The organism is Pseudomonas sp. SWRI22, assembly GCF_014268395.2.
Classification (GTDB): Bacteria; Pseudomonadota; Gammaproteobacteria; order Pseudomonadales; family Pseudomonadaceae; genus Aquipseudomonas; species Aquipseudomonas paracarnis.
Genome location: NZ_JABWQK020000001.1, coordinates 1,954,762 through 1,976,976, shown reverse-complemented (window position 1 = coordinate 1,976,976; position 22,215 = coordinate 1,954,762). Strand labels below are relative to the sequence as shown.

Below are 22,215 nucleotides of genomic sequence, written 5' to 3'. Positions count from 1 at the left end.
TCAACGACCCTCCCTCACCAAGTTGGCTACCTTCTCCTCGGTCATGGCCTCGAAGCGGTCACGCCATTCTGGGAAAAGCTCAATGGCCAAACGGCGGATGACGACTAGGGCTGCCGGAGATATTCGGTTTGAAGGCTGTCGGTATTCCAGGCGATGTACTGGGACGCCCAGTGAAGAACCGCTACGAAACACCACTGCGCTGGGGATGACGCTATCCAGAACGTTGATTTCGTCATTGTCCTGGAAAATTTCCCGTACCGACTGCTCGATCATTTGCGCGTCAGTGGTTTGGTCGAGATTGTTGACGACGATCCGCACGGGAGGGATTTTCATGCCCAGGCGCCCATAGGCGCGCAGGCCGTCCAACATCTGCATGGTTCCCCGGCTGAACTCCCGAGCAGCGAGCATATTGGGCGGAAGCGGGGAGATGACCAAATCAGAGGCTAGGACCACCATTTCGAGCATGGCCGATCTGGCGCCTTGGGTGTCAATCAGTACCAGGTCGAAATGGTCTTTGAACGCCGGCATCAGGTTGGCGAGTCGCAACCGTCCGTCAGGTGCTTGCAGGAGCAGGCTGTTCAGTTGGTTGTTGATGTCGTTGGAAATGACAAGCGACAGGTTTGGAATCGCTGTGCTGGATATGATCTTGGCTGATTCGGTGATATTGAATGCCAGCAGGTCGTAGATGCCGCCCTGAGCTTCATCGACCAATTGGTAATACGAGGAGAGTGAGGGCTGTGCAGGATCTAGGTCGATGAGGAGCACGCGCAGCCCTGCATCCGCACAAAAAGCGCCGAGGTTAGCCTCGATGGTGGTTTTGCCTACGCCGCCTTTGGTCGAAACGACCGCAGAGATTTTCATGGTTTGGAGCCTCTAATGTGGGTTCATTAGAGGCTGCGAGGCCACGGAAACAGCTATGTGTAGCGAAAACGATCCTGGGTTTTGAAGCACTAAAACCAATTGTCTTTTAACCAATTGGTCGTAGGTTCGAATCCCACACGACCCACCATTTTTGAGACCAGTTAACGCTGGAATCGAATCTTAAGATCAGAGGCCAAAAGCGCTGATCGAAGAAGGCGACTGAAAGGTCGCCTTTTTATTACCGGGGTATAGCGCAGTCCGGTAGCGCGCCTGCTTTGGGAGCAGGATGTCGGGAGTTCGAATCCCCCTACCCCGACCATATTAAAAATCCTCGTATCGAAAGATACGGGGATTTTTTTTGTGCTCGCAAATTCTGAATTCACCGCAAAATAAAGTGGGAGCGGCGGTGCGACGATTCGACTTGCTCGCGAATGCGGTGGTTCAGTCACAGATGTACTGACTGACACAGCGCATTCGCGAGCAAGCCCGCTCCCACATTTGCCAGGCCTCCTTCGAGACCAGGTTGTTAGTGCAATTTAAGGCGTGGCTCGGTGCCGCGGCCGATCTTGCTGCCCAGCATCAGCATCGCCGTGCGGAAGAACCCATACAGCGCCATCTGGTGCATGCGGTACAGCGACACGTAGAACATCCGCGCCAGCCAGCCTTCCAGCATCACACTGCCCGTCAAATTGCCCATCAGGTTACCCACCGCGGAAAAGCGCGACAGCGAGATCAGCGAGCCGTAGTCGGTGTACGTGTAGGTCGGCAGCTCCTTGCCTTCAATCCGCAGCTTGAGCGATTTTGCCAGCAGCGACGCCTGTTGGTGAGCCGCTTGGGCCCGTGGCGGCACATTGCGGTCGGTGCCCGGTTGCGGGCACGCGGCGCAATCACCAAAGGCGAAGATATTTTCGTCGCGGGTGGTTTGCAGAGTTTGCAGGACTTGCAGTTGGTTGATGCGGTTGGTTTCCAGACCGTCGATGTCCTTGAGGAAACCGGGTGCGCGGATACCGGCCGCCCAGACCTTGAGGCTGGCCTTGATCACCTGGCCGCTGCTGGTGATCAAGGCATCGGCAGTTACTTCACTGACCGCCGAGTTGGTCAGTACCGTCACCCCTAGTTTTTCCAGGGTCTTGTGCACTGGCCCACCGATCCGCTCCGGCAGTGCAGGCAATACCCGCGGGCCGGCTTCGATCAGGGTGATGTGCATGTTTTCCGGCTTGATACGATCCAGGCCATAGGCGGCCAGTTCATGGGCGGCGTTATGCAGCTCGGCGGCCAGCTCGACCCCGGTGGCACCGGCACCCACGATGGCGACGCTAATCTGTTCAACGGCGTCGGTCTGCCCGGCATGGGCGCGCAGGTAGTGGTTGAGCAGTTGCTGATGGAAGCGCTCGGCCTGCTTGCGGGTATCGAGGAACAGGCAGTGTTGCGCTGCGCCCTCAGTGCCGAAGTCGTTGGTAGTGCTGCCTACCGCAATCACCAGGCTGTCATAGCCCAGCACGCGGGCAGGCACCAGTTCGCGGCCTTCTTCGTCGAGGGTGGCGGCCAGCTGGATTTTCTTCTGCTCACGGTCAAGCCCGCTCATGCGCCCTAGCTGGAACTCGAAGTGGTTCCATTTCGCCTGGGCAACATAGTTGAGTTCGTCTTCAGATGAGTTCAGTGAGCCGGCCGCGACTTCGTGCAGTAACGGCTTCCAGATGTGGGTCAGGTTGGTGTCGACCAGCGTGATGCTGGCCTTGCCACGCTTGCCCAGAGTCTTACCCAGGCGGGTAGCCAACTCCAGGCCGCCGGCACCGCCGCCGACGATAATAATACGATGGGTCATGGGGATATCTCGCAAGGCTAAAAGAAATCGGAGCAGTTACCCTCGCGAGCGCCAGGCGGCTCATAGCGTCAGGTAACTCAATAGGCGGCTCAGCGCACCGAGCCCGATTACCACGACCAGCACCACGCAGAGGAGCAGCCACGGCCGGAAAGGCTTGCGCTCGACTCTGTGCTGGGAAAGTCGCAGGTACTCTTCGACACGCTCTTGGTCATCGGGTTTCAGGCGGCTGGTCATAAAGGCCTCGTCAGGTAGACGTTGCAAAGGGGCGCCACGTTACAGCCAGGGGCATCAAAGGCTGATGCCGACATCAAACACTATGCTGCGGCCAAGGTTGTTGCGCAAGAAATCCGGTGCGTCCGGGTGCGCGAACAACACCCGGGCGAAGGTTGGACCCACCAGTGACAGCGAGCGCCAGCCCTGGCGCAGGTATTCGGTCGGCGGCGGAAAATGGCTGTTGAGGTCCAGTACTTCGCGCTTGAGGCTGGTAAACGCAATGAGGTCCAACTCCCCCAGGTCCATCCCGCGCTCTTTATAGTTGTGGGCTTTTTTACGCAGTGTGGGGGCCAGGCGCAGGAGGAATTCATGGGCGGGGATTCGCCGTGGCTTGGCTTCGCGCCGTACCAGTTGGCTCAAGGAGAAAGCACTGCGCCTGCGCAGCAACTCATCGCGCCACTCGTCGTTCAGGCGGCGGCCCTCATCCAACACAAAAAAGACCTCGAAGCTGGCGTCGCGAAACAACACGTCGGGCGGCTCCTGGCCCGCTGCGTGGAATTCTTCGACACGGTAGGGCACATTCAAGCCTTGTAACAGGCGCTGGCAGACCCAACGCTCACGCTCCCACTTGCGGGCATTGGACAGAAACGCATTGGCTTGTTCGGCTGCTACGGTGAGCAGGCGCAAATAATCTGAGTCATCCATAGTCGCAGCTTAGCGTTCAAATGATGACCACAGGAAGTCTTGCCTTAAAACCCGGGTGTAGAATGCTTGCGTGAAACAGGCCCAGGGACGAGGTGTGTGATGAGGTTTTTGGTAAAGGCAGAGCATCCGTGATCAGTGCAGCGGTTCTGGCACCCCAGACTCTCGGCTTCGGCTGGCTGGTATATGCGCCCGTGGTGATGTGGGCGACTCTGCGCTCGCCATGGGTGGAGCTGTTTGCCGACCGTCGGCGCCAGCATTTGCTGTTCGGTACGGTGTTCGCGCTGTTCATGCTGTGGCTGGTGCGACGGGATTTCGATACCGGCGTGTCCTACCACTTTATCGGCATGACCGCCGTGACCTTGCTGCTGGATTGGCCGCTGGCAATCGTCGGAGGCTTTGCCGCCCAGCTTGGCTTGATGTTGCTGGGGCGCCAGGACTTGGCCGCGCTTGGCATCAATGGCCTGCTGCTGATCGTGCTGCCAGTGCTGGTCACCGAAGGGTGCGCGCTGCTGGTAGAACGGGCGCAGCCGAGAAACCCCTTTGTGTATATCTTCTGTTCGGGCTTTTTTGCTGCCGCACTGTCGGCATTGCTGTGCCTGTTGGCCGGCCTGGGCCTGTTGTGGTTGGACGGTCTTTTTGCGATGCCTGAGTGGTTGGAAGATTTTGTCGGTTACCTATGGCTGATCATCTTTCCCGAAGCCTTCATCAACGGCATGGTCATCAGCGCGCTGGTGGTGTTTTGCCCGGAATGGCTGGAGACGTTCAACCGTACCCGCTACCTCTCGGCGCCGTGGAAGGACGACGACTCGCGGCGTTGATCCAGGTCAAACGCCAGGCAGCGGCGCGGGTCCATGCTCTGCAAAATTTTCAGGAGCACGGATCATGAGTGTGTACGAGTGGGCACGGCAGGAGTTGCGCAGAAGCCAGGATGCAGCGCAGGAAATCGGTTTTGACCCCGGGTTGACCTTGCGCGCCATGCTCAGTGCGGTGGTGCAGCAAAGCAAGGGGGTACGCAGTTTTGAAGACCTGGCCGACGAGTTGCAATACCTTGCAGAAAACCTCGACGACCAGCAGGATTATGCCTTTATGCGGCCTTAGTGGCGCGGCGGCAGGTCTTCGGAAAACAGTTCATCTTCGGCGTCAGGGGCCACGGGAATCTTGTGTTCTTCAGCGGCCCAGGCGCCCAGGTCGATAAGTTTGCAACGGTCCGAGCAGAACGGTCGGTTGAGGTTGGTCGCTTTCCATTCCACGGGTGCACCGCAGGTTGGGCAGTCGACGGTCAAGGGTTGGCTCATGATCGGCCTCCACGCAAAGTAAGGTAAAAGTGGTGCAGTCGCTCGACCTCGCCGTGCAGCCAGGCGAGGTCCTTATCGTTGACCAGCACGTCATCGGCATGGTTCAGGCGGTCTTCGCGGCTGGACTGGGCCTTGAGAATCGCCTGCACCTGTTGTTCGGTGATGCCGTCGCGCTGCAGGGTACGCTGAATCTGCAGCGATTGCGGCACGTCGATCACCAGGATGCGCTGGGTCATGCTGTACTGTCCGGACTCGATCAGCAGCGGCGACACCAGGATCGCGTAGGGCGATTGGGCGCGTGCCAGGTGGCTGCGAATTTCCTCGGCGATCAGCGGGTGCAGCAAGGCTTCCAGCCACAGGCGCTCTTGTGGGATCTCAAAGATCAGTTTGCGCAGCGCGGCACGGTCCAGCTGGCCGTCGGGTTGCAGCACGCTGGCGCCGAAATGTTCGGCGATGCGTGCCAGGGCAGGGCGGCCAGGCTCGACCACCCAGCGCGCGGCATGATCGGCATCCACCAGGTCGATGCCCAGCTTGATAAAGTGCTCGGCCGCAGCGCTTTTGCCGCTGCCAATGCCGCCCGTGAGTCCAAGAATCCAGGGTGTTGCAACAGAAGTGGTCATCTGAAACCGACAGACTGCAAATAGAAGTCGGTTATTTGACCACCCCAGAGCAATGCAATCCAGCCGGCAATTGCCAGGCAGGGGCCAAACGGCATTGGCGCTGACACCTGGGCCTTACGCAAACGCAGCAGGATCAGCCCGGCAAATACGCCCAGCAGCGAGGCCATCAGCAGGGTCATCGGCAGAATCTGCCAGCCGCCCCAGGCTCCCAGCAAGGCCAATAACTTGAAGTCGCCATGGCCCATGCCGTCTTTGCCGGTGGCCAGCTTGAACAGCCAGAACAGGCACCACAAGCTCATGTAGCCGATGACCGCGCCCCACACTGCATCGGGCAGTGGCGTCAGCAGGTCAGCACTGTTGAGGATCAGCCCCAGCCATAGCAGCGGCAGCACCAGCACATCCGGCAGCAGTTGGTGGTCTAGATCAATCAGGCTCATGCCCAGCAAGCCCCAACTCAACAGCATCACCGCGCCGGCTTGCCAGCCGAAGCCGAAGTGCCAGGCGACAGCGGTTGAGATCAGCGCGCACGCGAGTTCGGTGAGGGGGTAACGCAGGCCGATAGGGTCGCGGCAGTGGGCACAACGCCCGCGGAGCAGCAGGTAGCTGAGCACCGGGATATTTTCCCAAGGCCGAATCGGTTGATTGCAGTGCGGGCAGCAGGAGTTCGGGTGCATCAGGTTATAGGCCGGCCCACCGGGCTCGGCTGGCAAGTCGAGAATCTCATGGGCCTGGGCACGCCATTCCCGCTCGAGCATTTTGGGCAGGCGCCACGCCAGCACATTGAGGAAGCTGCCGACGATCAGGCCCAACACCAGCGCCAGGCCAACAAACGCCCAGGGATGTTCGCTCAGCAGCAGGCTCAAAACGCCGTCCCCAATTGAAACACCGGCAGGTACATGGCGACTACCAGCGCGCCGACAATCCCCCCCAATACGACCATGATCAGCGGCTCCATCAGGCTGGTGAGGTTGTCGACCAAGGTATCCACGTCTGACTCGTAGTGGTTCGCGACTTTTTCCAGCATGCGGTCCAGGGTGCCGGACTCCTCCCCGATTGCGGTCATCTGGATCGCCATGCCTGGGAACAGGCCGCTGTTATGCATCGATTGATTCAACTGCATGCCTGTGGATACATCGTGGCGCATACGTTCGATTGCCTGTTTGAAGGGGCCATTGCCGACGGCGCCGGCCACCGAACCCAATGCCTGTACCAGAGGGACGCCCGCCGCAAAGGTGGTGGAAAGTGTGCGAGCGTAGCGAGCAACCGCAGATTTGTGCAGCAGTTTGCCTGCCACGGGTACTTTCAACAAACCTGCCGCCAACCAATGGCGAAAGCCCGGGTAAGTTCGATAGGCGTGATGCCCAGCGACCATTATGGCGCCCACGGCCAGCGCCAGCATCCACCACGCGTGTTGCAACAGTTCCGACAGTGCAATGACCGCCAGGGTAAACCCGGGCAATCGGCCGTTGACCCCGGCGAACAAGTTCTGGAACTGCGGCACAACGTGAATCAACAGGACTGTGCTCACCCCTGTGGCAATTACCAGTACCGCGACAGGGTAGGTCATGGCTTTCTTGATCCTGGTTTTGAGCCGTTGGCTTTTTTCCAGATGAATCGCCACGCGCTCGAGCAAGGTTTCCAGGGCGCCGGCTATTTCGCCAGCTGCTACCAGATTGCAATACAACTCATCGAAGTAGCGGGGATATTGACGCAGGGCAGTGGCCAAGGGGTGGCCGCTGGCAATGTGCTGTTTCAACGCCTTCACCAGTTCGCGCAGTTGCAGGTTTTCGACGCCTTCGCTGATGATGTCGAAGGCTTGCAGCAGCGGGATGCCGGCTTTGAGCAAGGTGGCTAACTGGCGAGTGAACAGGGCAATATCTGCGGGCGTTATTCGCGTCTTGAAGATGTGTAAACCGTAAGATTTCTTGCGCACACGCTCAGGGCAGATCCCTTGCTGGCGCAGTTGTACCTTGATCAGCGCAAGGTTATGCCCGGCGATTTGCCCGGAAACCCGGCGGCCTTTGCGGTTGATGCCTTCCCAGGCATAGATTGTTGGAGTGTCGTTCATGTGAGGTTGGCGCACCCAGGTCGTGAAGAATTTATAGCTTAGTCAGGTGGCGAATTCGGGCAGGCTGGCGCTGGGCGATAAAATGTCAGATTGTGCGTCTTGCAGGCGAACGGCTGCGTGGGGATGAGTACACTGGCGCCGTTGCACACTACGGGGCGCAGGATGCGCCTTGTCATGGTTCTATTCTGGAGAGTGAAAGAGATGCGTCAAAAAGGTTTTACCTTGATCGAATTATTGATCGTCGTGGCAATCATCGGCATTTTGGCCACCATCGGTCTGCCCATGTACACCAAGCACCAGGCCAAGGCCAAGTTCACGGCGGGGTTGGCTGAAATCAGCGCGCTAAAGGCCGGCTATGAGGACGCCATCAACCAGGGCACCGTGCCGACCCTGGCCCTCATCGGTGGCGCCAGCCCTACCGCCAACTGCGTGATCGAAGCGACAGGCGATGTGGCCTCGGGCGCAGGCTCCATCCGTTGTGAAATCTTGGACGCGCCCGCGCCCGTGCTCGGCAAGACCATCACCTTGACCCGCAGCGCCACCACCGGCTGGAGCTGTGCCACCACGGTAGAGCCGCAGTACGCTGCCAAGGGCTGCGGCGCCAACGGCGCGTGACAGTCGCCGGGCGGTGAGCGAGTTGGTTGCTGCATGCCCAATGCAGTGCTAGCTTTAGCCCACCGCCCGTGTAGCTCAGCCGGTAGAGCAGCGCACTCGTAACGCGAAGGTCGCAGGTTCGATTCCTGTCTCGGGCACCACAGGCACCACTGTTTCAACGGCAATGTTTTCAGATGATCCCAGAATGGTTCTGAAGGCCAGGTGAGCCGGGCATTTGCCCCCGCTCTTTTGTATCTGCGCAACCTTGAAGACCCAGATGCATTCCCATTCCTCGATCTAAGAGAACGACATGACCACGACTGAGATGACCCAGGAAGCACGGCACGAACAAGCGCTCAAGCATTACCTTGAAGCGACGCCGCAGCTTAAAGAAGAGATCAAGGACCTGAGTGCCGACGATCAGCGCGACCAGATTCAGTGGGCATTCGAAGATGAGGCCGAGAGTCAGGGCTACCAACCTTGGGAGTTGACCCTCAAGTACACCTCGACGCCGGAAGAGTTCGAAGCCGCGCGGTTGGCCTTGCACAAAGAGGCGGCCGAGGTGCTGGGTGTCGATTGGGACGAGTACTGCGAGATGAATAATCTTGTAGTTTAAAAGCAGCCGCGAGCTTCAAGCTGCAAGTTGTCCCGCAGCCTTCTTGCAGCTTGAAGCTTACCGCTCGCAACTTCTCAGATACTGAGGCGCATCGACAGATCCACCGCCTTCACATCCTTGGTCATCGCGCCGATGGAGATGTAGTCCACGCCGGTTTCAGCGATAGGCAGCAAGGTGGTTTCATTGATCCCGCCGCTGGCTTCGAGCTTGGCCTTGCCTGCGTTCAGGCGCACGGCTTCGCGCATGTCTTCCAGGCTCAGTTCATCCAGCATGATGATGTCGGCACCCGCCGCCAGGGCCTCGCGTAATTCCTCCAGGCTTTCCACTTCGATTTCCACCGGCTTGCCCGGGGCAATCTTGTGGGCGGCGGTGATCGCTTGGGCAATACCACCGCAGGCGGCGATGTGGTTTTCCTTGATCAGGAACGCGTCATACAGCCCGATACGGTGGTTGTGGCAACCGCCGGAGGTCACCGCATATTTCTGCGCTAAACGCAGGCCGGGCAATGTCTTGCGGGTGTCCAGCAGCTTGACCTGGGTGCTGGCGACAAAGTCCGCCAAAAATTGCGCGCGGGTGGCAACCCCTGACAGCAATTGCAGAAAATTCAACGCGCTACGTTCACCACTGAGCAGCGAGCGGGCCGGGCCCTCAAGGTGGAACAGCGCCTGGTTGGGGCTCACTCGTTCACCATCAGCCACCTGCCAGTGCACAGCGACCCGTGGGTCCAGTTGACGAAACACCGCATCCACCCACGCCGTGCCGGCGATAACAGCCGCCTCACGGGTAATGATCGTGGCCTTGGCCAGCCGTTCGGCCGGGATCAACTGCGCGGTGATGTCGCCACTGCCGATGTCTTCCAGCAGTGCGCGGCGCACGTTGGCTTCGATTTCGGCGGTGAGGTCGGCAAGACGGAGGTTCGGCATAACAGGCTCCACAAACAAAGTGCCTCGATTATAGGGCCAGCGTGCGTTCTAACCCAGGCTCGCCACTCATTTACCGCACAAAGTCAGAGTGTGCTGGCGCAACTGCCTTCGTTTGCAAGATAATCTCGCGCCTTGCAATTGGCGTCATAGCTTTGACGTCCTGGTGGTGATCGGGTGTTTGCAGTGCCTGCCGGGCCTGCGCTCCGTCTCTCCACCGCTCAAAACCGCCGTTTCAGGAGGCCAGGATGCACAATGACGGGAAGGTGGTGCCTATCAACAGGGCGCAGGCCACGCCATCGCCGCTCGCGCGCCTGCCGGTGGTGTTGCTGCAGGTGCGTGACAAGGCTGCGCAACAGCTGCAGCAAGGCTTGCAGGAACTGTTCGATAACGCCGACGACACCCTGTTCGAAATGGCCGAAAAGGCCCGTAGCACCGTTGACCATCATATTTTTTTCGAGGCCATGCGCGACCTGCGCCTCAAGCGCAAGAACTTCGAGCGCGTGTTCATGGAGCAGCTGTTTGTGGCGTTCGCCAACCTGGGCCAGGCCCGGTGCAGCGGTGCACACCTGGTGCCGGTGGTGTCTTATGAGGCGGCACCCGGCACCAGCGCGGATGATGTGGAAAAAGCCGTGGCTCTGGAGGCGATGCTCGGTCGGGTGCGGCATCGTGATGGCTTGGCCCTGGGGCAGTTGGACGCACGCTTGAGTGAACTGCTCGGCAGGCGCCTGGAGGACCCTGAAAACCCCTTGGGCCCTGCGCGGCTTTGTGAGTTTTTCCTGCAAGCAGGGCGCAGCCTGGGGGTGGAGATTCGCGTCAAGCTGGTCATGCTCAAGCTGTTTGAGAAATACGTGCTCAGTGATGCCGACCTGTTGTATGGCGAGGCCAACCAATTGTTGATCGCCACCGGCGTATTGCCGCAACTCAAGACGGTCCCGTCCCGTCGAGCTGGCGGGCGCGAGGCCCGGGAGCACCAGCATTACACCAGCCAAGTGGTGGCCGACCCACCGCTGGACAAAAGCGGCCAGCAAGCGTTCAGTGCCTTGCAAAAGTTACTGGTAGCCGTGCGTGGCAGCGTGGCCCCGACCCTTGAAGCCAGTGCCGAGCCGCAGCCGATTGCCACCCGCGATCTGCTACGGCTGTTGTCGCATTTGCAGCAATATGTCCCGGAGCCCGGTGGCGAGGACGATTTCGACCTGCGCAACCAGCTGGAACAGTTGCTGACCCGGGGCAGCGTCAAAAGCGGCAAGTCGAGGGTGTTAGAAGAGGCAGACGAAGATGTGACCAATCTGGTCGCCATGCTGTTTGAGTTCATGTTCGATGACAGCGGTGTGCCGGACGCTTTCAAGGCGCTGATCGCTCGCTTGCAGATCCCGCTGCTGAAAGTGGCGGTGCTGGACAAGAGCCTGTTCAGTTGCGCAGAGCATCCGGCGCGGCGCTTGCTCAATGACATCGCGAGTGCCGTCACCGGCTGGAGCCCGCCCTATGACCACCCACGGGACAACCTCTATCTGTGTATCGAGCAACTCGTACAGCGTGTGCTGAATGAGTTCGTCGAAGACCCGGCGATTTTCTCCCAGTTGCTCACCACGTTCAGCGCATTCATAGCCCAGGAGCGCAAGCGCAGCGAGCGACTTGAGCGACACACCCGTGACGCCGAGCAAGAGCGCCTGCAGGTCGAGGTGGCGCGCCAGCGTGTGGCGCACGTGCTCAATCGGCGGCTCGTGGGCAAAACCTTGCCGCCATCGGTGCTGCAATTTGTGCAGCAGGCCTGGAGCCAGGTGTTGTTAGTGGCCGTTCTCAAGCACGGTGAACAATCGCTGCAGTGGCAGGCGGCGCTGCGCACCGTGGATGAATTGATCTGGAGCGTCGGCCTGCGTGAAGACACCGAAGCGGGCCGGCGTTTGCTCGAGCAATTACCCGGGCTGCTCAAGGCCTTGCGTGACGGGTTGGCCGGTGCGGCCTTCGATCCTTTCAGTACCCGCGAGTTCTTCCTGCGGTTGCAGGCCATGCATGTTCAGCCGCTCGACGACGAGGTGCTGGTTGAAGTCCGTGAGCCTTTTATCCTGGGGGCTGGCCCGCCGGGTGCCGACGAACCACTGCCCCATGATGACCCCGACCTGCTCAAAGCCAAGCAGTTGCGAGCCGGTACTTGGGTAGCGCTGCAGCAAAATGAAGCCGGTACCCTGCGCTGCAAATTGACCGCCATCATGCCGCCCGCCGATACCTATATTTTTGTCAGCCGCGCGGGCCTCAAGGTGCTGGAGAAAAGCGCGAACCAGTTAGCGCTGGCGTTCAAGCAGGGCGTCCTGCACGGCTTGGACGATGGCCCGCTGTTCGAGCGTGCGCTGGCAGCGGTGGTGGGCAACCTGCGGCAACTCAATCGCGGCAAGTGATCGCAACCGCAGGGTGGAACGCGGCATACTGGTCACACCTCTTCTCATTCAAGGAGCCTGTATGCAGTTGGACCCCGCCAGCGGTTGGTGCCAGGGCATTCGTCATTGCCCTTCGCCCAACTTCAACGAGCGCCCTGAAGGCGAAATCTCGCTGTTGGTGGTGCATAACATCAGTTTGCCCCCGGCGCAGTTCAACACCGGCAAGGTGCAGGAATTTTTCCAGAACCGCCTGGATATCTCAGAGCATCCCTATTTTGAAGGGATCGCGAGCCTACGAGTGTCTGCGCATTTTCTGATTGAACGTGACGGCACTGTGACGCAATTTGTTTCGTGCCGCGACCGTGCCTGGCATGCCGGTATTTCCGTCTTTGAAGGGCGCGAGGTCTGCAACGACTTTTCTCTGGGAATCGAGCTGGAAGGCACGGATGACCTACCGTTTACCAATGCCCAGTATGCGGCGCTGATCGACCTGACACGCCAACTGCTGGCCGCATACCCAGATATCACCCGCCAACGTATTTGTGGTCACAGCGACATCGCTCCGGGGCGCAAGACCGACCCGGGCCCCGCTTTTGATTGGGCGCGCTTTCGCAGCGCCCTGCAGGATGGAGGACACGAACGATGAGTTTCCTGGTGTTGGTGCTGGCCGTGTGGATCGAGAAATTCTCGGCCTTGCGCCTGCGGTTGCAGCGCGACGGTGGATGGCTGCGTGAGCTGGCCAAGCTGGAATCGAGCCCGCGCATGGGCAAGCGCCCCTGGTTGATCCTGCTGATATTGGTGCTGCTGCCGGTGGCATTGCTGGCATTGTTGTTGCTGGTCCTGGAACCGGTGGCCTATGGCCTGTTGGCATTGCCGGTGCACTTGCTGGTGGTGATCTACAGCCTGGGCCGTGGCGATCTATTGGCGGGGCTGGGGCCGTTTCGCGACGCCTGGCGGCGCGGTGACCTGCAAGCGGCCGAGCATGTGGCCGAACGCGACCTCAAACTTGGCGCCGACAGTGGCGAGCAATTGCTGGAGCGCGTCCAGGGCTACCTGCTGTGGCAGGCGTATCAAAGCTTTTTCGCGGTGATTTTCTGGTATTTCCTGCTGGGCCCGGTGGCCGCCCTGGCCTACCGCCTGTTGGCGCTGGCCAGCGAAAACAGCCAGAACCCGTCGGTGGCCGAGCGCGCCACGCAACTGCGCCACGCGTTTGACTGGTTGCCGGTACGCCTGCTGGCGGCCAGCTTTGCCTTGGTGGGCAATTTCGTCGGGGTCAGCCGTGTGATGCTTCACGAACTGTTGAGCTGGGACATCAGCGCGGCACAGTTGGTGGAAAAAGTCGGCCTGGCCGCCGCGGAAATTCCTGCGCCAGTGGTGGGGGCCGATGGCATCAACAGCCTGGATCGCCTGTGGGAGCTGCTGCTGCGTGCGGCGGTGCTGTGGTATGCCGGGTTTGCCATCTGGACGGTGTTGCCCTGATGGTAGGAGCGAGCTTGCTCGCGAAAAACGTCAACGATAACGCGTGCTTCCTGAATAAACGCGGCGTCTGTGCGTCTTTCGCGAGCAAGCTCGCTCCTACATGGCGTTAGGGCTTTCCCCTTGCCACATTTGGCCTCCAGACCCGCCGTTAACCTTACGTTACAAAACTCCCTTTCGAATTGAGCTATACAGATAGCGCGCCAAATAGTGGCTATCTGCCGCCGCCCTGCGCCTCAATAAAAATAAAAGAAGGGGAGGTCACCTGTGAAGAGCTTGCTCTATCCCGCCGTCGCGCTGATGAACCGCCTGAGCTTCGGCATGAAGTTCAGCCTGATCAGCGTGCTGTTCCTGCTGCCGATGCTGGCGACCAACTATTACCTGGTGCGCGATTCGTGGCGCGAATACCAGGGCACCCGGGTCGAACTGCAGAGTCTCGACCTGCTCGGCAGCAGCCTGGCGTTGCGCCGCGATCTGGAAACCCTCAACAACCAGGTAGAGATCAATGCCACCCTCGGCCAGTCCGGCAAAGCAGCAGACCTGGAGACCAGGATCAGCGCCTTGGAAGCCAGTGTGGTGGAGCGCTTGCAAGGCTTGCGCGCCATCGCGACCCAGCCCGAGCAAGTTGCCGTCTTCGACAGTAAGCGCGATGAGCTGATCGCTGCGTTCAAGGCCCAGCAACAGGAAACCTCGTTGCTCAACAAAGCGGCGTTGATCGGCAAGTTACTCAACCAGGCCCAGATGTTCAGCCAGATCATTGCCAGCCAAGCCGGCTTGAGCCGTGATCCGCAGAGTGATCTGCGCCAGCTCAGCGACCTGGTCACCACCGTCACCCCTCAAGTCACCCAGGCCTTGGGCGAAGGCCGTGCGATGGGCGCGTACTCCCTGGGGCAGGGCTTCATCAATTCATCCTCCAGCACCCGTTTTGACGAACTGCTGCAGCAGCTGGAAAAACTCCACGGGGAATATGGCTTGAAGCTGCAGGACGCGTTGGGCGCCAGCCAGGCCGCGCATGCAGCCCTCGACGTTTCGGCGCAAGCCAGCCGGGCCAGCCTCAAGCAAGGCAGCGAGTTTTTTGAAGAGCAGGTGGTGATGGCCGAGACCCTCGATACGTCTTGGCAGGGTTTTTATGACGGCGTCAGCCAGTTGATGGCCAAGACCTATCAATTGGATGACGCCACCCTGGCGTTCCTCGGGCAGCAGTTGCAGCAACGCCTGGCGCAAAACCGCCTGCACATGGTGTTGCTGGTCACGGCCCTGGCGGCGGTGTTTGCGCTGATTTTCTATCTCTATGCCGGTTTCTTTGTCTCCACCCGCACCACCTTGCGCCGCCTGGGGGCGATGATGGACAAAGTGGCGGCTGGTGACATGACGGTCACCTTCGTTGCTCAAAGCCGCGACGAGCTGGGCGACTTGGGCCAGGTGTTCAATGGCACCGTGGCCAAGATTCATGACCTGATCGAACGTGTTGGGCATACGGTCAGCCAGGTGGAGCTGCAGGCCGGCCAGGTGCAGGCGGTGTCGGCACAGAGTAACCAGGCGGTGTCCGGCCAGCGCAGCCAGATCGAACAAGTGGCGACCGCGATGAACCAGATGTCCGCCACTGCCCAAGAGGTGGCGCGCAGCGCGGCGGCGGCGGTCAGTAGTGCCCAGAGCGTCAATGATGAAACGGTCACCGGGCGTGCGCTGGTGCAATCCCAGCAAGGCGGCATCGCCCGCCTGGCGGCGGAGATTGACGAATCGGTGCGGGTGATCAACCAACTGGCTGCCGACAGCCAGTCCATCAGCAGCGTCCTGGAAGTGATCAAGAGCATTGCCGAGCAGACCAACCTGCTGGCGCTCAACGCGGCCATCGAAGCCGCGCGCGCCGGTGACCAAGGGCGTGGTTTTGCGGTGGTGGCCGACGAGGTGCGCACCCTGGCTCGGCGCACCCAGCACTCCACCGAGGAAATCGAGCAGATGATCAGCCGCTTGCACAGCGGCGTGGGCGCGGCGGTGAAGGCCATGGGCAGCAGCCATGAAATGGCGAATGGCACGGTGGGGCAGTCGGAAAAAGTCCAGCAAGCCTTGGAAAATATCCTGGGGGCAGTTGGGATGATCGTCGATCAGAACCAGCAAATCGCCGCCGCCGTGGAGCAGCAAACGGCGGTCGCCCACGACATCGACCAGAACATTGTCGAAATCAACCGTGCTGGCGAGCATGCAGCGCAAGGCGCCCAGCACACGGAAGCGGCCAGTCGACAACTGGCAACCCAGGTGGTTGAGTTGAAGCAATTGATTGGTGCGTTTCGGGTGTAGGGAGGTTCTGAAGGGCGGAGCCACGGGCCCTGTGGCCCATGTCTTGATTTACCGATGCGTGTTTTATCGGGGCGTGAATAGGTGAAAATTTATTTCATCCGTCACGGTCACGAGGGGACAAAACGATGGCCGCCGCAATCGGTATCAGGGGGCATTGCGCCCAGTGCAACATGACGTTTGAACTCAAGCCTTGGCAACTGAACGCCATCGCAATCGATGTGCCGTTTGACTGTATGTATTGCCACTGCGGGTTGCAGTTGGGCTGCGTCAAGCAGTTGCGCCAATTCAGGGCCCTGGACCAATGGGCGCTGGTGCGGCCGAGCATGATCATGCTGACGTGCGCGACCTTGCTGGTGGCCTTGGTCGCCGAGTGGCTGGGGCTGCTCAGTGTCATCGCGCAGTTCAACATTTCACTGGTCGCGGTGTTGATCCATTTGCTGGTGGTGCGCTACGCCCGTCATCGCCAGACAATGATCTTGAACTTGCAGGCCATCAGTGCGCTACCAGTTGAACAGCTCGCACGCATTGCGTGTGCTCGCCTCAGCCAGCAATAGAGGGCTGATACCCATGCGCTCGGCCAGGGCCGTGCAGATGTCTGGCAGGTGCTGCGGGCTATTGCGCTGGTTGGGGTACATGGCCGGGGCCATATCCGGCGAGTCGGTCTCCAGCACCACGGCGTCGAGGGGCAATTGGGCCAGTACCCGGTGCATGCGCAGAGCCTGGGGCCAGGTGGCAGCGCCACCCAGGCCCAGTTTGAACCCGAGCTTGATGTACTCGCGTGCCTCTTCAACGCTGCCGGCGAACGCATGGATGATGCCGCCTCTGGGCAGGCGGATACGCTTTAAGGTGGCAATTACCGCGGCGTGGCTGCGGCGAACGTGGAGCAGGGCCGGCAGCTGGAAATCCACCGCGAGTTTCAGCTGGGTTTCAAATAGCGGTTGCTGGCGCTCGTGGTCCAACTGTTCAAGAAAGTAATCCAGGCCAATTTCGCCCACGGCGCACAGTTGCCGGTGGCCATGCAGGCGCGTCAACCAGTCGCCCAGCTCCAGCAGGTCGGCGGGGCGATGCTCATCGAGATACACCGGGTGCAAGCCGAAGGCGGCGAACAAGCCTTCGTCCTGTTGCACCAAGTCCCATAGCCGCTGCCAATTTTTCTGGTACACCCCAAGCACCACCAGGCGCCGCACGCCGAGGTCACGGCTGTGGGCGAGGACGTGCGTGCGATCCTGGTCGAAGTCCTCGAAGTCCAGGTGCGTGTGGGTGTCGATCAGCTCCACGCTCAGGCCTCGAGGATACGCTGCTTGAAGGTCCGGCCAATCGCATGCACGCCGGGTTGGTACTGTTCTTCTTCAACGGCGGCCAGGGCCAGGCGCAGGGCGGTCTCGGCAATCAACTGATGTTGTTGGGCCATGGCGTTGACCGGCAGCGGGAGGAAATCCAGCAACTGGGTATCGCCGAAGGTGCCCAGGCGCAGGGGGCGTGACTTGAGAGGGAAGTCATGCAGCGCATCAAACACCCCTTGGAGCAGTACGTAGGAGGTGGTTACCAGCGCGTCCGGCAGATGCCCCAGGCGTTGCAGCAATTGCTCCATCAGCTCTCGGCCGCAGTCACGACTGAAGGCTTCGCCCTGTTCGATGATCACTTCGCCCGTAAAACCTTGCAGCGCATCGCGGAAACCGGCGGTACGCGCCTGGCTGATGCTCAGCTCGGGCCGTGCGCCGATCAGCGCGATCTGCTTGGGCAGCGGTTGCAGCAGGCTGCTAGTGAGTTGCTGGCAGGCCTGGTGGTCGTCGCTGACCACGGAGCAGAACTGGTTCGGCTCCATCTCCCGGTCGATGGCAATCACCGGCAGCCCCTTGGCCTGCAGCTCGCGATAGCTGTCATCGCTGGCCGGCAGGCAACTGGCGACGAACAACGCATCGCAACGCCGCGCCCGGAACAGTTGCAGCAGTTGGCGCTCGCTGTCCGCTTCGTCATCGGAGCTGGCGATCAGTAACTGATAGCCGCGCGCCCGCGCACCTTGTTCCAGCAGTTTGGCGATGCGTGCGTAGCTGGGGTTTTCCAGGTCTGGCAGGATGAACCCCAAGGTCCGCGTATGCCGGCTGCGCAGCCCCGCGGCTTGAGGGTTGGGGGTAAAGCCATGGGCTTGGACCACGGCACGCACACGCTCAACGGTGGCGTTGCTGATGCGCTGCTGTTCGGCCTTGCCATTGATGACATAGCTGGCGGTGGTAACGGACACACCGGCCAGACGTGCGATATCACTGAGTTTCAAACCGGGATTTCCTTGTTTTTTGGCGCTCGCCCCGACATTTTGTCCAATCGTAACCGATTCCAGCATTCGACCAATGTCCCACAGCAAGCGCCGAGTGGCCCTTCAAGCTTGCGTAATTAACGCGTAATCTGCCATAAATTCTAGATTAAACGTTTCAGCAAGCGTATTTTTACGATGTTCGCTACTGAGTGACCACTGCCAATTGACCGCTCAGTCAGTTAATTTTGATCATATTTACCTACAACAATACCTAGTGCGCCTGTCGCACTAACTAGGAGAACGGCATGCTTGAGCTCACTGTAGAGCAGATATCCATGGGCCAGGTGGCTGTGGATAAATCTGCTGCCTTGCACCTGCTCGCTGACAAATTAGTGGCCGATGGCCTGGTTGCCGAAGGTTATCTCAGTGGCTTGCAAGCCCGTGAAGCCCAAGGTTCGACCTTTCTCGGCCAAGGCATTGCTATCCCCCATGGCACGCCAGAAACCCGCGACCAAGTGTTTTCCACCGGTGTGCGCCTGCTGCAGTTCCCCGAAGGGGTGGACTGGGGCGATGGCCAGATCGTCTATCTGGCGATTGGCATCGCGGCTAAATCCGATGAACACCTGCGCCTGTTGCAACTGCTCACCCGTGCCCTCGGTGAAACCGACCTGGGCCAGGCGTTGCGCCGTGCCGGCAGTGCCGAAGCGCTGTTGAAACTGTTGCAAGGCGCGCCCCAGGAACTGGCGCTGGATGCGCAGATGATCAGCCTGGGCGTGTCGGCCGATGATTTTGAAGAGTTGGTGTGGCGCGGTGCGCGCCTGCTGCGCCAGGCCGACTGCGTGAGCAATGGCTTTGCCGCCGTATTGCAGCAAGTCGACGCGCTGCCCCTGGGCGATGGCCTGTGGTGGTTGCACAGCGAGCAGACGGTCAAGCGCCCGGGCCTGGCCTTTGTGACGCCGGACAAACCTATGCGTTACCTCGGCCAGCCCTTGCACGGCCTGTTCTGCCTGGCGAGCCTCGGTGAAGCGCACCAGACCCTGCTTGAACGCCTGTGTGCCTTGCTGATTGAAGGGCGCGGCCACGAGTTGGGACGCGCCACCAGCAGCCGCGCGGTGCTGGAAGTGCTGGGCGGTGAACTGCCGCCGGACTGGCCCAGCGCCCGTATTACCCTGGCCAACGCCCACGGCCTGCACGCGCGCCCGGCCAAGATCCTGGCGCAATTGGCGAAAAGTTTTGACGGCGATATCCGCGTACGTATCGTCGATGGCGCGGTGGGCGCCGTGTCGGTCAAAAGCCTGAGCAAGTTGCTCAGCCTCGGCGCACGTCGTGGCCAGGTGCTGGAGTTTGTGGCCGAGCCGACGGTGGCCGGCGATGCACTGCCCGCCCTCTTGGCCGCCGTGCAAGAGGGCCTTGGCGAAGAGGTCGAGCCCTTGCCCACGGTGAGCGCACAGCCCGCACAGGTCGATATCGAACCGGTGCTCAGCGCGCCACTGAGCGGTAGCCAACTCCAGGCCATTGCCGCCGCGCCGGGTATCGCGATCGGCCCGGCTCATATCCAGGTGCCGCAGGTGTTCGATTACCCGCTACGGGGTGAATCCGCCGCCGCCGAACGCCAGCGCCTGCACACCGCTTTGAGCGACGTGCGCACGGATATCCAGGGCTTGATCGAGCGTAGCCAGGCCAAGGCCATCCGCGAGATTTTCATCACCCACCAGGAAATGCTCGACGACCCGGAACTGACCGACGAAGTCGACACCCGCCTCAAGCAGGGCGAAAGCGCCGAAGCCGCCTGGATGAGCGTGATCGAAGCCGCCGCCAAGCAACAGGAAGCCTTGCAGGATGCCTTGCTGGCCGAGCGTGCTGCCGACTTGCGTGACATCGGCCGGCGCGTGCTGGCCCAGTTGTGCGGCGTCCAGAGCGTGCAGGAACCGAGCGAGCCCTACATCCTGGTGATGGAAGAGGTCGGCCCTTCGGACGTGGCGCGCCTGGACCCGGCCCGCGTTGCCGGCATTCTCACCGCCCGGGGCGGCGCCACCGCTCACAGCGCCATTGTTGCCCGCGCCCTGGGCATTCCGGCTTTGGTCGGCGCTGGCGCTGCGGTGTTATTGCTCAACGCCGGCACGCCACTGTTGCTCGATGGCCAGCGTGGTCGCCTGCATGTGGACCCCGACGCCGCTATCCTGCAACGGGCCACCGTGGAGCGCGACAGCCGCGAACAGCGCTTGCAAGCCGCATCGGCCCAGCGCCATGAAGCGGCGCTGACCCGTGACGGCCACGCCGTGGAAGTGTTCGCCAACATTGGCGAAAGCGCCGGGGTGGCCAGCGCAGTGGAGCAGGGCGCCGAAGGCATTGGCCTGCTGCGCACCGAACTGATTTTCATGGCTCACTCCCAGGCGCCAGACGAGGCCACTCAGGAGGCCGAATACCGTCGCGTACTCGACGGCCTCAATGGTCGCCCGTTGGTGGTGCGCACCCTGGATGTGGGCGGCGACAAGCCTTTGCCCTATTGGCCGATCGCCGAAGAGGAAAACCCCTTTCTGGGTGTGCGCGGCATTCGCCTGACGTTGCAACGCCCGCAGATCATGGAAGCGCAACTGCGCGCATTGCTGCGTGCAGCAGACAACCGCCCGCTGCGCATCATGTTCCCCATGGTCGGCAGCGTGGATGAGTGGCGCGCCGCCCGGGACATGACCGAGCGCCTGCGCCTGGAGATCCCAGTGGCAGACCTGCAACTGGGGATCATGATCGAAGTGCCCTCAGCCGCGCTGCTGGCGCCGGTCCTCGCCAAGGAAGTCGACTTCTTCAGCGTCGGCACCAACGACCTGACCCAATACACCCTGGCCATCGACCGCGGCCACCCGACCCTGTCGGCCCAGGCCGATGGCTTGCACCCGGCAGTCCTGCAACTGATCGACATCACCGTGCGCGCCGCCCATGCCCACGGCAAATGGGTAGGCGTGTGCGGCGAGTTGGCGGCGGACCCGCTGGCGGTGCCGGTGCTGGTCGGCCTGGGCGTGGATGAGTTGAGCGTGTCGGCCCGCAGCATTCCTGAAGTGAAGGCGCGGGTGCGTGAATTCAGTCTGAGCGAGGCCCAGGGCCTGGCGCAACAAGCACTGGCGGTGGGTTCGCCCGCTGAAGTGCGTGCCCTAGTGGAGGCCGTGTAGATGGCGAATATTCTGACCCTGACGCTGAACCCGGCGTTGGACCTCACGGTACGTCTGGCGCACCTGCAACCCGGTGAGGTCAATCGCAGTGAAGCGATGCTGACCCACGCGGCCGGCAAGGGCGTGAATGTGGCGCAAGTGCTGGCGGACCTGGGCCATTACGTCAGCGTGGGCGGGTTCCTCGGCAGCGCCAACCCCCAGGCTTTCAATGCGCTGATCAAGCGCCGTGGGTTTGGCGATGCCTTCATCCGGGTTCCCGGCGAAACCCGGAGCAACATCAAGATTGCCGAACAGGATGGGCGTGTCACCGACATCAATGCACCGGGGCCGCTGGTGACTGAAGAGGCGCTAAAAGCGCTGCTCAAGATGGTCGCGATCATTGGCCCGGAGTTCGATGCGGTCGTGGTGGCCGGAAGCTTGCCGCGCGGCGTCAGCCCGCAGTGGTTTAAAGGTCTGCTGGAGGCGTTGAAGGACCTCGGTTTGAAAGTCGCCCTGGACACCAGCGGCGAAGCGCTGCGCCTGGGGTTGGAGGTTGGCCCGTGGCTGGTCAAACCCAATACCGAAGAGTTGGCCGAGGCCTTGGGTAACGCCACCGATGCCATCAGCCGCCTGCATCAGCAAGGCGTCGAACATGTGGTGGTCTCCGACGGGGCCGCAGGCGTGACCTGGTACCGCCCGGGTGCGGCGCTGCACGCCACGCCGCCCAAGGTGGCAGTGGCCAGTACCGTGGGCGCCGGCGACTCGCTGCTGGCCGGGATGCTCCACGGTTTGCTCAGTGGCGATACGCCGGAGCACACCTTGCGCCGGGCCACGGCGATTGCCGCGATGGCGGTGACACAGATCGGTTTTGGCATCAGCGATGACGCGCAGTTGGCGCATCTCGAAAGCGGCGTCGATGTGCGCACGCTGACAGAACAATAAGAGGGATTGT

22 protein-coding genes and 2 tRNA genes are annotated in these 22,215 nt (G+C 61.0%); 13 read left to right on the top strand and 11 right to left on the bottom strand.

Features of this window, described 5'->3' with window-relative positions; all coding sequences use genetic code 11:
• Positions 1-861 carry a ParA family protein gene (locus tag HU730_RS08670; protein ID WP_186526884.1) on the bottom strand — a complete coding sequence of 287 codons (861 nt, stop codon included), beginning with the start codon at positions 859-861 and terminating at the stop codon, positions 1-3.
• A 242-nt stretch (positions 862-1,103) separates the two neighbouring features.
• Here HU730_RS08670 and HU730_RS08665 point away from each other — a divergent pair.
• Positions 1,104-1,180, top strand: a tRNA-Pro gene (locus HU730_RS08665).
• Between the two features lie 207 nt (positions 1,181-1,387).
• Here the strand turns inward: HU730_RS08665 and HU730_RS08660 are convergent.
• The 3 genes from HU730_RS08660 to HU730_RS08650 are packed head-to-tail and all read right to left on the bottom strand — an operon-like array spanning position 1,388 to position 3,604.
• Positions 1,388-2,686, bottom strand: a complete 1,299-nt coding sequence (locus HU730_RS08660) for an NAD(P)/FAD-dependent oxidoreductase (protein ID WP_186526883.1) — start codon at positions 2,684-2,686, stop codon at positions 1,388-1,390.
• A gap of 60 nt (positions 2,687-2,746) precedes the next feature.
• Positions 2,747-2,920, bottom strand: coding sequence for a DUF3094 family protein (locus tag HU730_RS08655; protein WP_034126248.1), 174 nt, complete (start codon positions 2,918-2,920; stop codon positions 2,747-2,749).
• Positions 2,921-2,974: 54 nt separating this feature from the next.
• The gene (locus HU730_RS08650; protein ID WP_003188431.1) at positions 2,975-3,604 is read right to left on the bottom strand and encodes a DUF1780 domain-containing protein; all 630 of its coding nucleotides are present in this window, start codon (positions 3,602-3,604) and stop codon (positions 2,975-2,977) included.
• A 128-nt stretch (positions 3,605-3,732) separates the two neighbouring features.
• On the opposite strand from HU730_RS08650, the gene HU730_RS08645 reads away from it, so the two are divergent.
• Complete coding sequence (locus HU730_RS08645) at positions 3,733-4,422, top strand: energy-coupling factor ABC transporter permease (RefSeq protein ID WP_054919398.1); 690 nt, start codon at positions 3,733-3,735, stop codon at positions 4,420-4,422.
• Between the two features lie 64 nt (positions 4,423-4,486).
• On the top strand, positions 4,487-4,702 hold the full coding sequence (locus tag HU730_RS08640) for a hypothetical protein (RefSeq protein ID WP_034126250.1): 216 nt from the start codon (positions 4,487-4,489) through the stop codon (positions 4,700-4,702).
• Here HU730_RS08640 and yacG read toward each other — a convergent pair.
• From yacG to HU730_RS08620, 4 genes are read right to left on the bottom strand one after another with little or no spacing between them, the layout of a single operon-like run.
• Entirely contained in the window at positions 4,699-4,899 is a 201-nt protein-coding gene (yacG, locus tag HU730_RS08635) for a DNA gyrase inhibitor YacG (RefSeq protein WP_003188437.1), read from the bottom strand. The two genes, HU730_RS08640 and yacG, sit on opposite strands and share 4 nt — an antisense overlap.
• Entirely contained in the window at positions 4,896-5,519 is a 624-nt protein-coding gene (coaE, locus tag HU730_RS08630; RefSeq protein WP_186526882.1) for a dephospho-CoA kinase, read from the bottom strand. Before coaE ends, yacG begins: the two co-directional genes overlap by 4 nt.
• Positions 5,516-6,382 (bottom strand): A24 family peptidase, encoded by an 867-nt coding sequence (locus HU730_RS08625; RefSeq protein WP_057976746.1) that lies wholly within the window; start codon positions 6,380-6,382, stop codon positions 5,516-5,518. The genes coaE and HU730_RS08625 overlap by 4 nt, the downstream gene beginning before the upstream one ends.
• Positions 6,379-7,587, bottom strand: coding sequence for a type II secretion system F family protein (locus HU730_RS08620; protein ID WP_089041393.1), 1,209 nt, complete (start codon positions 7,585-7,587; stop codon positions 6,379-6,381). The genes HU730_RS08625 and HU730_RS08620 overlap by 4 nt, the downstream gene beginning before the upstream one ends.
• Positions 7,588-7,788: 201 nt before the next feature.
• Here HU730_RS08620 and HU730_RS08615 point away from each other — a divergent pair, with 201 nt between their 5' ends.
• The 3 genes from HU730_RS08615 (at position 7,789) to HU730_RS08605 (ending at position 8,797) form a co-directional block, all read left to right on the top strand.
• The gene (locus HU730_RS08615) at positions 7,789-8,202 is read left to right on the top strand and encodes a pilin (protein ID WP_054919391.1); all 414 of its coding nucleotides are present in this window, start codon (positions 7,789-7,791) and stop codon (positions 8,200-8,202) included.
• Between the two features lie 64 nt (positions 8,203-8,266).
• Positions 8,267-8,342, top strand: a tRNA-Thr gene (locus tag HU730_RS08610).
• 149 nt (positions 8,343-8,491) lie between these two features.
• Positions 8,492-8,797 (top strand): DUF6388 family protein, encoded by a 306-nt coding sequence (locus HU730_RS08605; RefSeq protein WP_034126255.1) that lies wholly within the window; start codon positions 8,492-8,494, stop codon positions 8,795-8,797.
• A gap of 74 nt (positions 8,798-8,871) precedes the next feature.
• On the opposite strand, the gene nadC is transcribed toward HU730_RS08605, so the two are convergent.
• Positions 8,872-9,720 (bottom strand): carboxylating nicotinate-nucleotide diphosphorylase, encoded by an 849-nt coding sequence (nadC, locus tag HU730_RS08600; RefSeq protein ID WP_186526881.1) that lies wholly within the window; start codon positions 9,718-9,720, stop codon positions 8,872-8,874.
• A gap of 245 nt (positions 9,721-9,965) precedes the next feature.
• On the opposite strand from nadC, the gene HU730_RS08595 reads away from it, so the two are divergent.
• The 5 genes from HU730_RS08595 (at position 9,966) to HU730_RS08575 (ending at position 16,420) form a co-directional block, all read left to right on the top strand.
• Positions 9,966-12,113, top strand: coding sequence for a DUF1631 domain-containing protein (locus HU730_RS08595; protein ID WP_186526880.1), 2,148 nt, complete (start codon positions 9,966-9,968; stop codon positions 12,111-12,113).
• A gap of 61 nt (positions 12,114-12,174) precedes the next feature.
• Positions 12,175-12,738, top strand: a complete 564-nt coding sequence (gene ampD, locus HU730_RS08590) for a 1,6-anhydro-N-acetylmuramyl-L-alanine amidase AmpD (RefSeq protein WP_054896894.1) — start codon at positions 12,175-12,177, stop codon at positions 12,736-12,738.
• Positions 12,735-13,571 carry a regulatory signaling modulator protein AmpE gene (ampE, locus tag HU730_RS08585; protein WP_186526879.1) on the top strand — a complete coding sequence of 279 codons (837 nt, stop codon included), beginning with the start codon at positions 12,735-12,737 and terminating at the stop codon, positions 13,569-13,571. The genes ampD and ampE overlap by 4 nt, the downstream gene beginning before the upstream one ends.
• A 264-nt stretch (positions 13,572-13,835) precedes the next feature.
• Positions 13,836-15,866: a methyl-accepting chemotaxis protein gene (locus tag HU730_RS08580; protein ID WP_186526878.1), complete on the top strand. Its 2,031-nt coding sequence runs from the start codon at positions 13,836-13,838 to the stop codon at positions 15,864-15,866.
• 125 nt (positions 15,867-15,991) lie between these two features.
• Positions 15,992-16,420 carry a hypothetical protein gene (locus HU730_RS08575; RefSeq protein WP_186526877.1) on the top strand — a complete coding sequence of 143 codons (429 nt, stop codon included), beginning with the start codon at positions 15,992-15,994 and terminating at the stop codon, positions 16,418-16,420.
• Here the strand turns inward: HU730_RS08575 and HU730_RS08570 are convergent.
• Together HU730_RS08570 and cra are read right to left on the bottom strand one after the other, a co-directional pair.
• Positions 16,367-17,143: a TatD family hydrolase gene (locus tag HU730_RS08570; protein ID WP_034126262.1), complete on the bottom strand. Its 777-nt coding sequence runs from the start codon at positions 17,141-17,143 to the stop codon at positions 16,367-16,369. The two genes, HU730_RS08575 and HU730_RS08570, sit on opposite strands and share 54 nt — an antisense overlap.
• A gap of 2 nt (positions 17,144-17,145) precedes the next feature.
• Positions 17,146-18,141: a catabolite repressor/activator gene (gene cra, locus HU730_RS08565; RefSeq protein ID WP_034126263.1), complete on the bottom strand. Its 996-nt coding sequence runs from the start codon at positions 18,139-18,141 to the stop codon at positions 17,146-17,148.
• 284 nt (positions 18,142-18,425) lie between these two features.
• On the opposite strand from cra, the gene ptsP reads away from it, so the two are divergent.
• Both ptsP and pfkB read left to right on the top strand, forming a co-directional pair.
• Positions 18,426-21,284, top strand: a complete 2,859-nt coding sequence (ptsP, locus tag HU730_RS08560) for a phosphoenolpyruvate--protein phosphotransferase (RefSeq protein WP_054896897.1) — start codon at positions 18,426-18,428, stop codon at positions 21,282-21,284.
• The gene (gene pfkB, locus HU730_RS08555) at positions 21,285-22,205 is read left to right on the top strand and encodes a 1-phosphofructokinase (RefSeq protein ID WP_054896898.1); all 921 of its coding nucleotides are present in this window, start codon (positions 21,285-21,287) and stop codon (positions 22,203-22,205) included.
• The last annotated feature ends 10 nt before the right edge of the window (positions 22,206-22,215 follow it).

Coding starts and splice junctions, on each gene's coding strand:
- HU730_RS08670 (WP_186526884.1), bottom strand. CDS start 861: ATGAAAATCTCTGCGGTCGTTTCGACCAAAGGCGGCGTAGGCAAAACC.
- HU730_RS08660 (WP_186526883.1), bottom strand. CDS start 2,686: ATGACCCATCGTATTATTATCGTCGGCGGCGGTGCCGGCGGCCTGGAG.
- HU730_RS08655 (WP_034126248.1), bottom strand. CDS start 2,920: ATGACCAGCCGCCTGAAACCCGATGACCAAGAGCGTGTCGAAGAGTAC.
- HU730_RS08650 (WP_003188431.1), bottom strand. CDS start 3,604: ATGGATGACTCAGATTATTTGCGCCTGCTCACCGTAGCAGCCGAACAA.
- HU730_RS08640 (WP_034126250.1), top strand. CDS start 4,487: ATGAGTGTGTACGAGTGGGCACGGCAGGAGTTGCGCAGAAGCCAGGAT.
- yacG (WP_003188437.1), bottom strand. CDS start 4,899: ATGAGCCAACCCTTGACCGTCGACTGCCCAACCTGCGGTGCACCCGTG.
- coaE (WP_186526882.1), bottom strand. CDS start 5,519: ATGACCACTTCTGTTGCAACACCCTGGATTCTTGGACTCACGGGCGGC.
- HU730_RS08620 (WP_089041393.1), bottom strand. CDS start 7,587: ATGAACGACACTCCAACAATCTATGCCTGGGAAGGCATCAACCGCAAA.
- HU730_RS08615 (WP_054919391.1), top strand. CDS start 7,789: ATGCGTCAAAAAGGTTTTACCTTGATCGAATTATTGATCGTCGTGGCA.
- HU730_RS08605 (WP_034126255.1), top strand. CDS start 8,492: ATGACCACGACTGAGATGACCCAGGAAGCACGGCACGAACAAGCGCTC.
- nadC (WP_186526881.1), bottom strand. CDS start 9,720: ATGCCGAACCTCCGTCTTGCCGACCTCACCGCCGAAATCGAAGCCAAC.
- HU730_RS08595 (WP_186526880.1), top strand. CDS start 9,966: ATGCACAATGACGGGAAGGTGGTGCCTATCAACAGGGCGCAGGCCACG.
- ampD (WP_054896894.1), top strand. CDS start 12,175: ATGCAGTTGGACCCCGCCAGCGGTTGGTGCCAGGGCATTCGTCATTGC.
- ampE (WP_186526879.1), top strand. CDS start 12,735: ATGAGTTTCCTGGTGTTGGTGCTGGCCGTGTGGATCGAGAAATTCTCG.
- HU730_RS08575 (WP_186526877.1), top strand. CDS start 15,992: ATGGCCGCCGCAATCGGTATCAGGGGGCATTGCGCCCAGTGCAACATG.
- ptsP (WP_054896897.1), top strand. CDS start 18,426: ATGCTTGAGCTCACTGTAGAGCAGATATCCATGGGCCAGGTGGCTGTG.
- pfkB (WP_054896898.1), top strand. CDS start 21,285: ATGGCGAATATTCTGACCCTGACGCTGAACCCGGCGTTGGACCTCACG.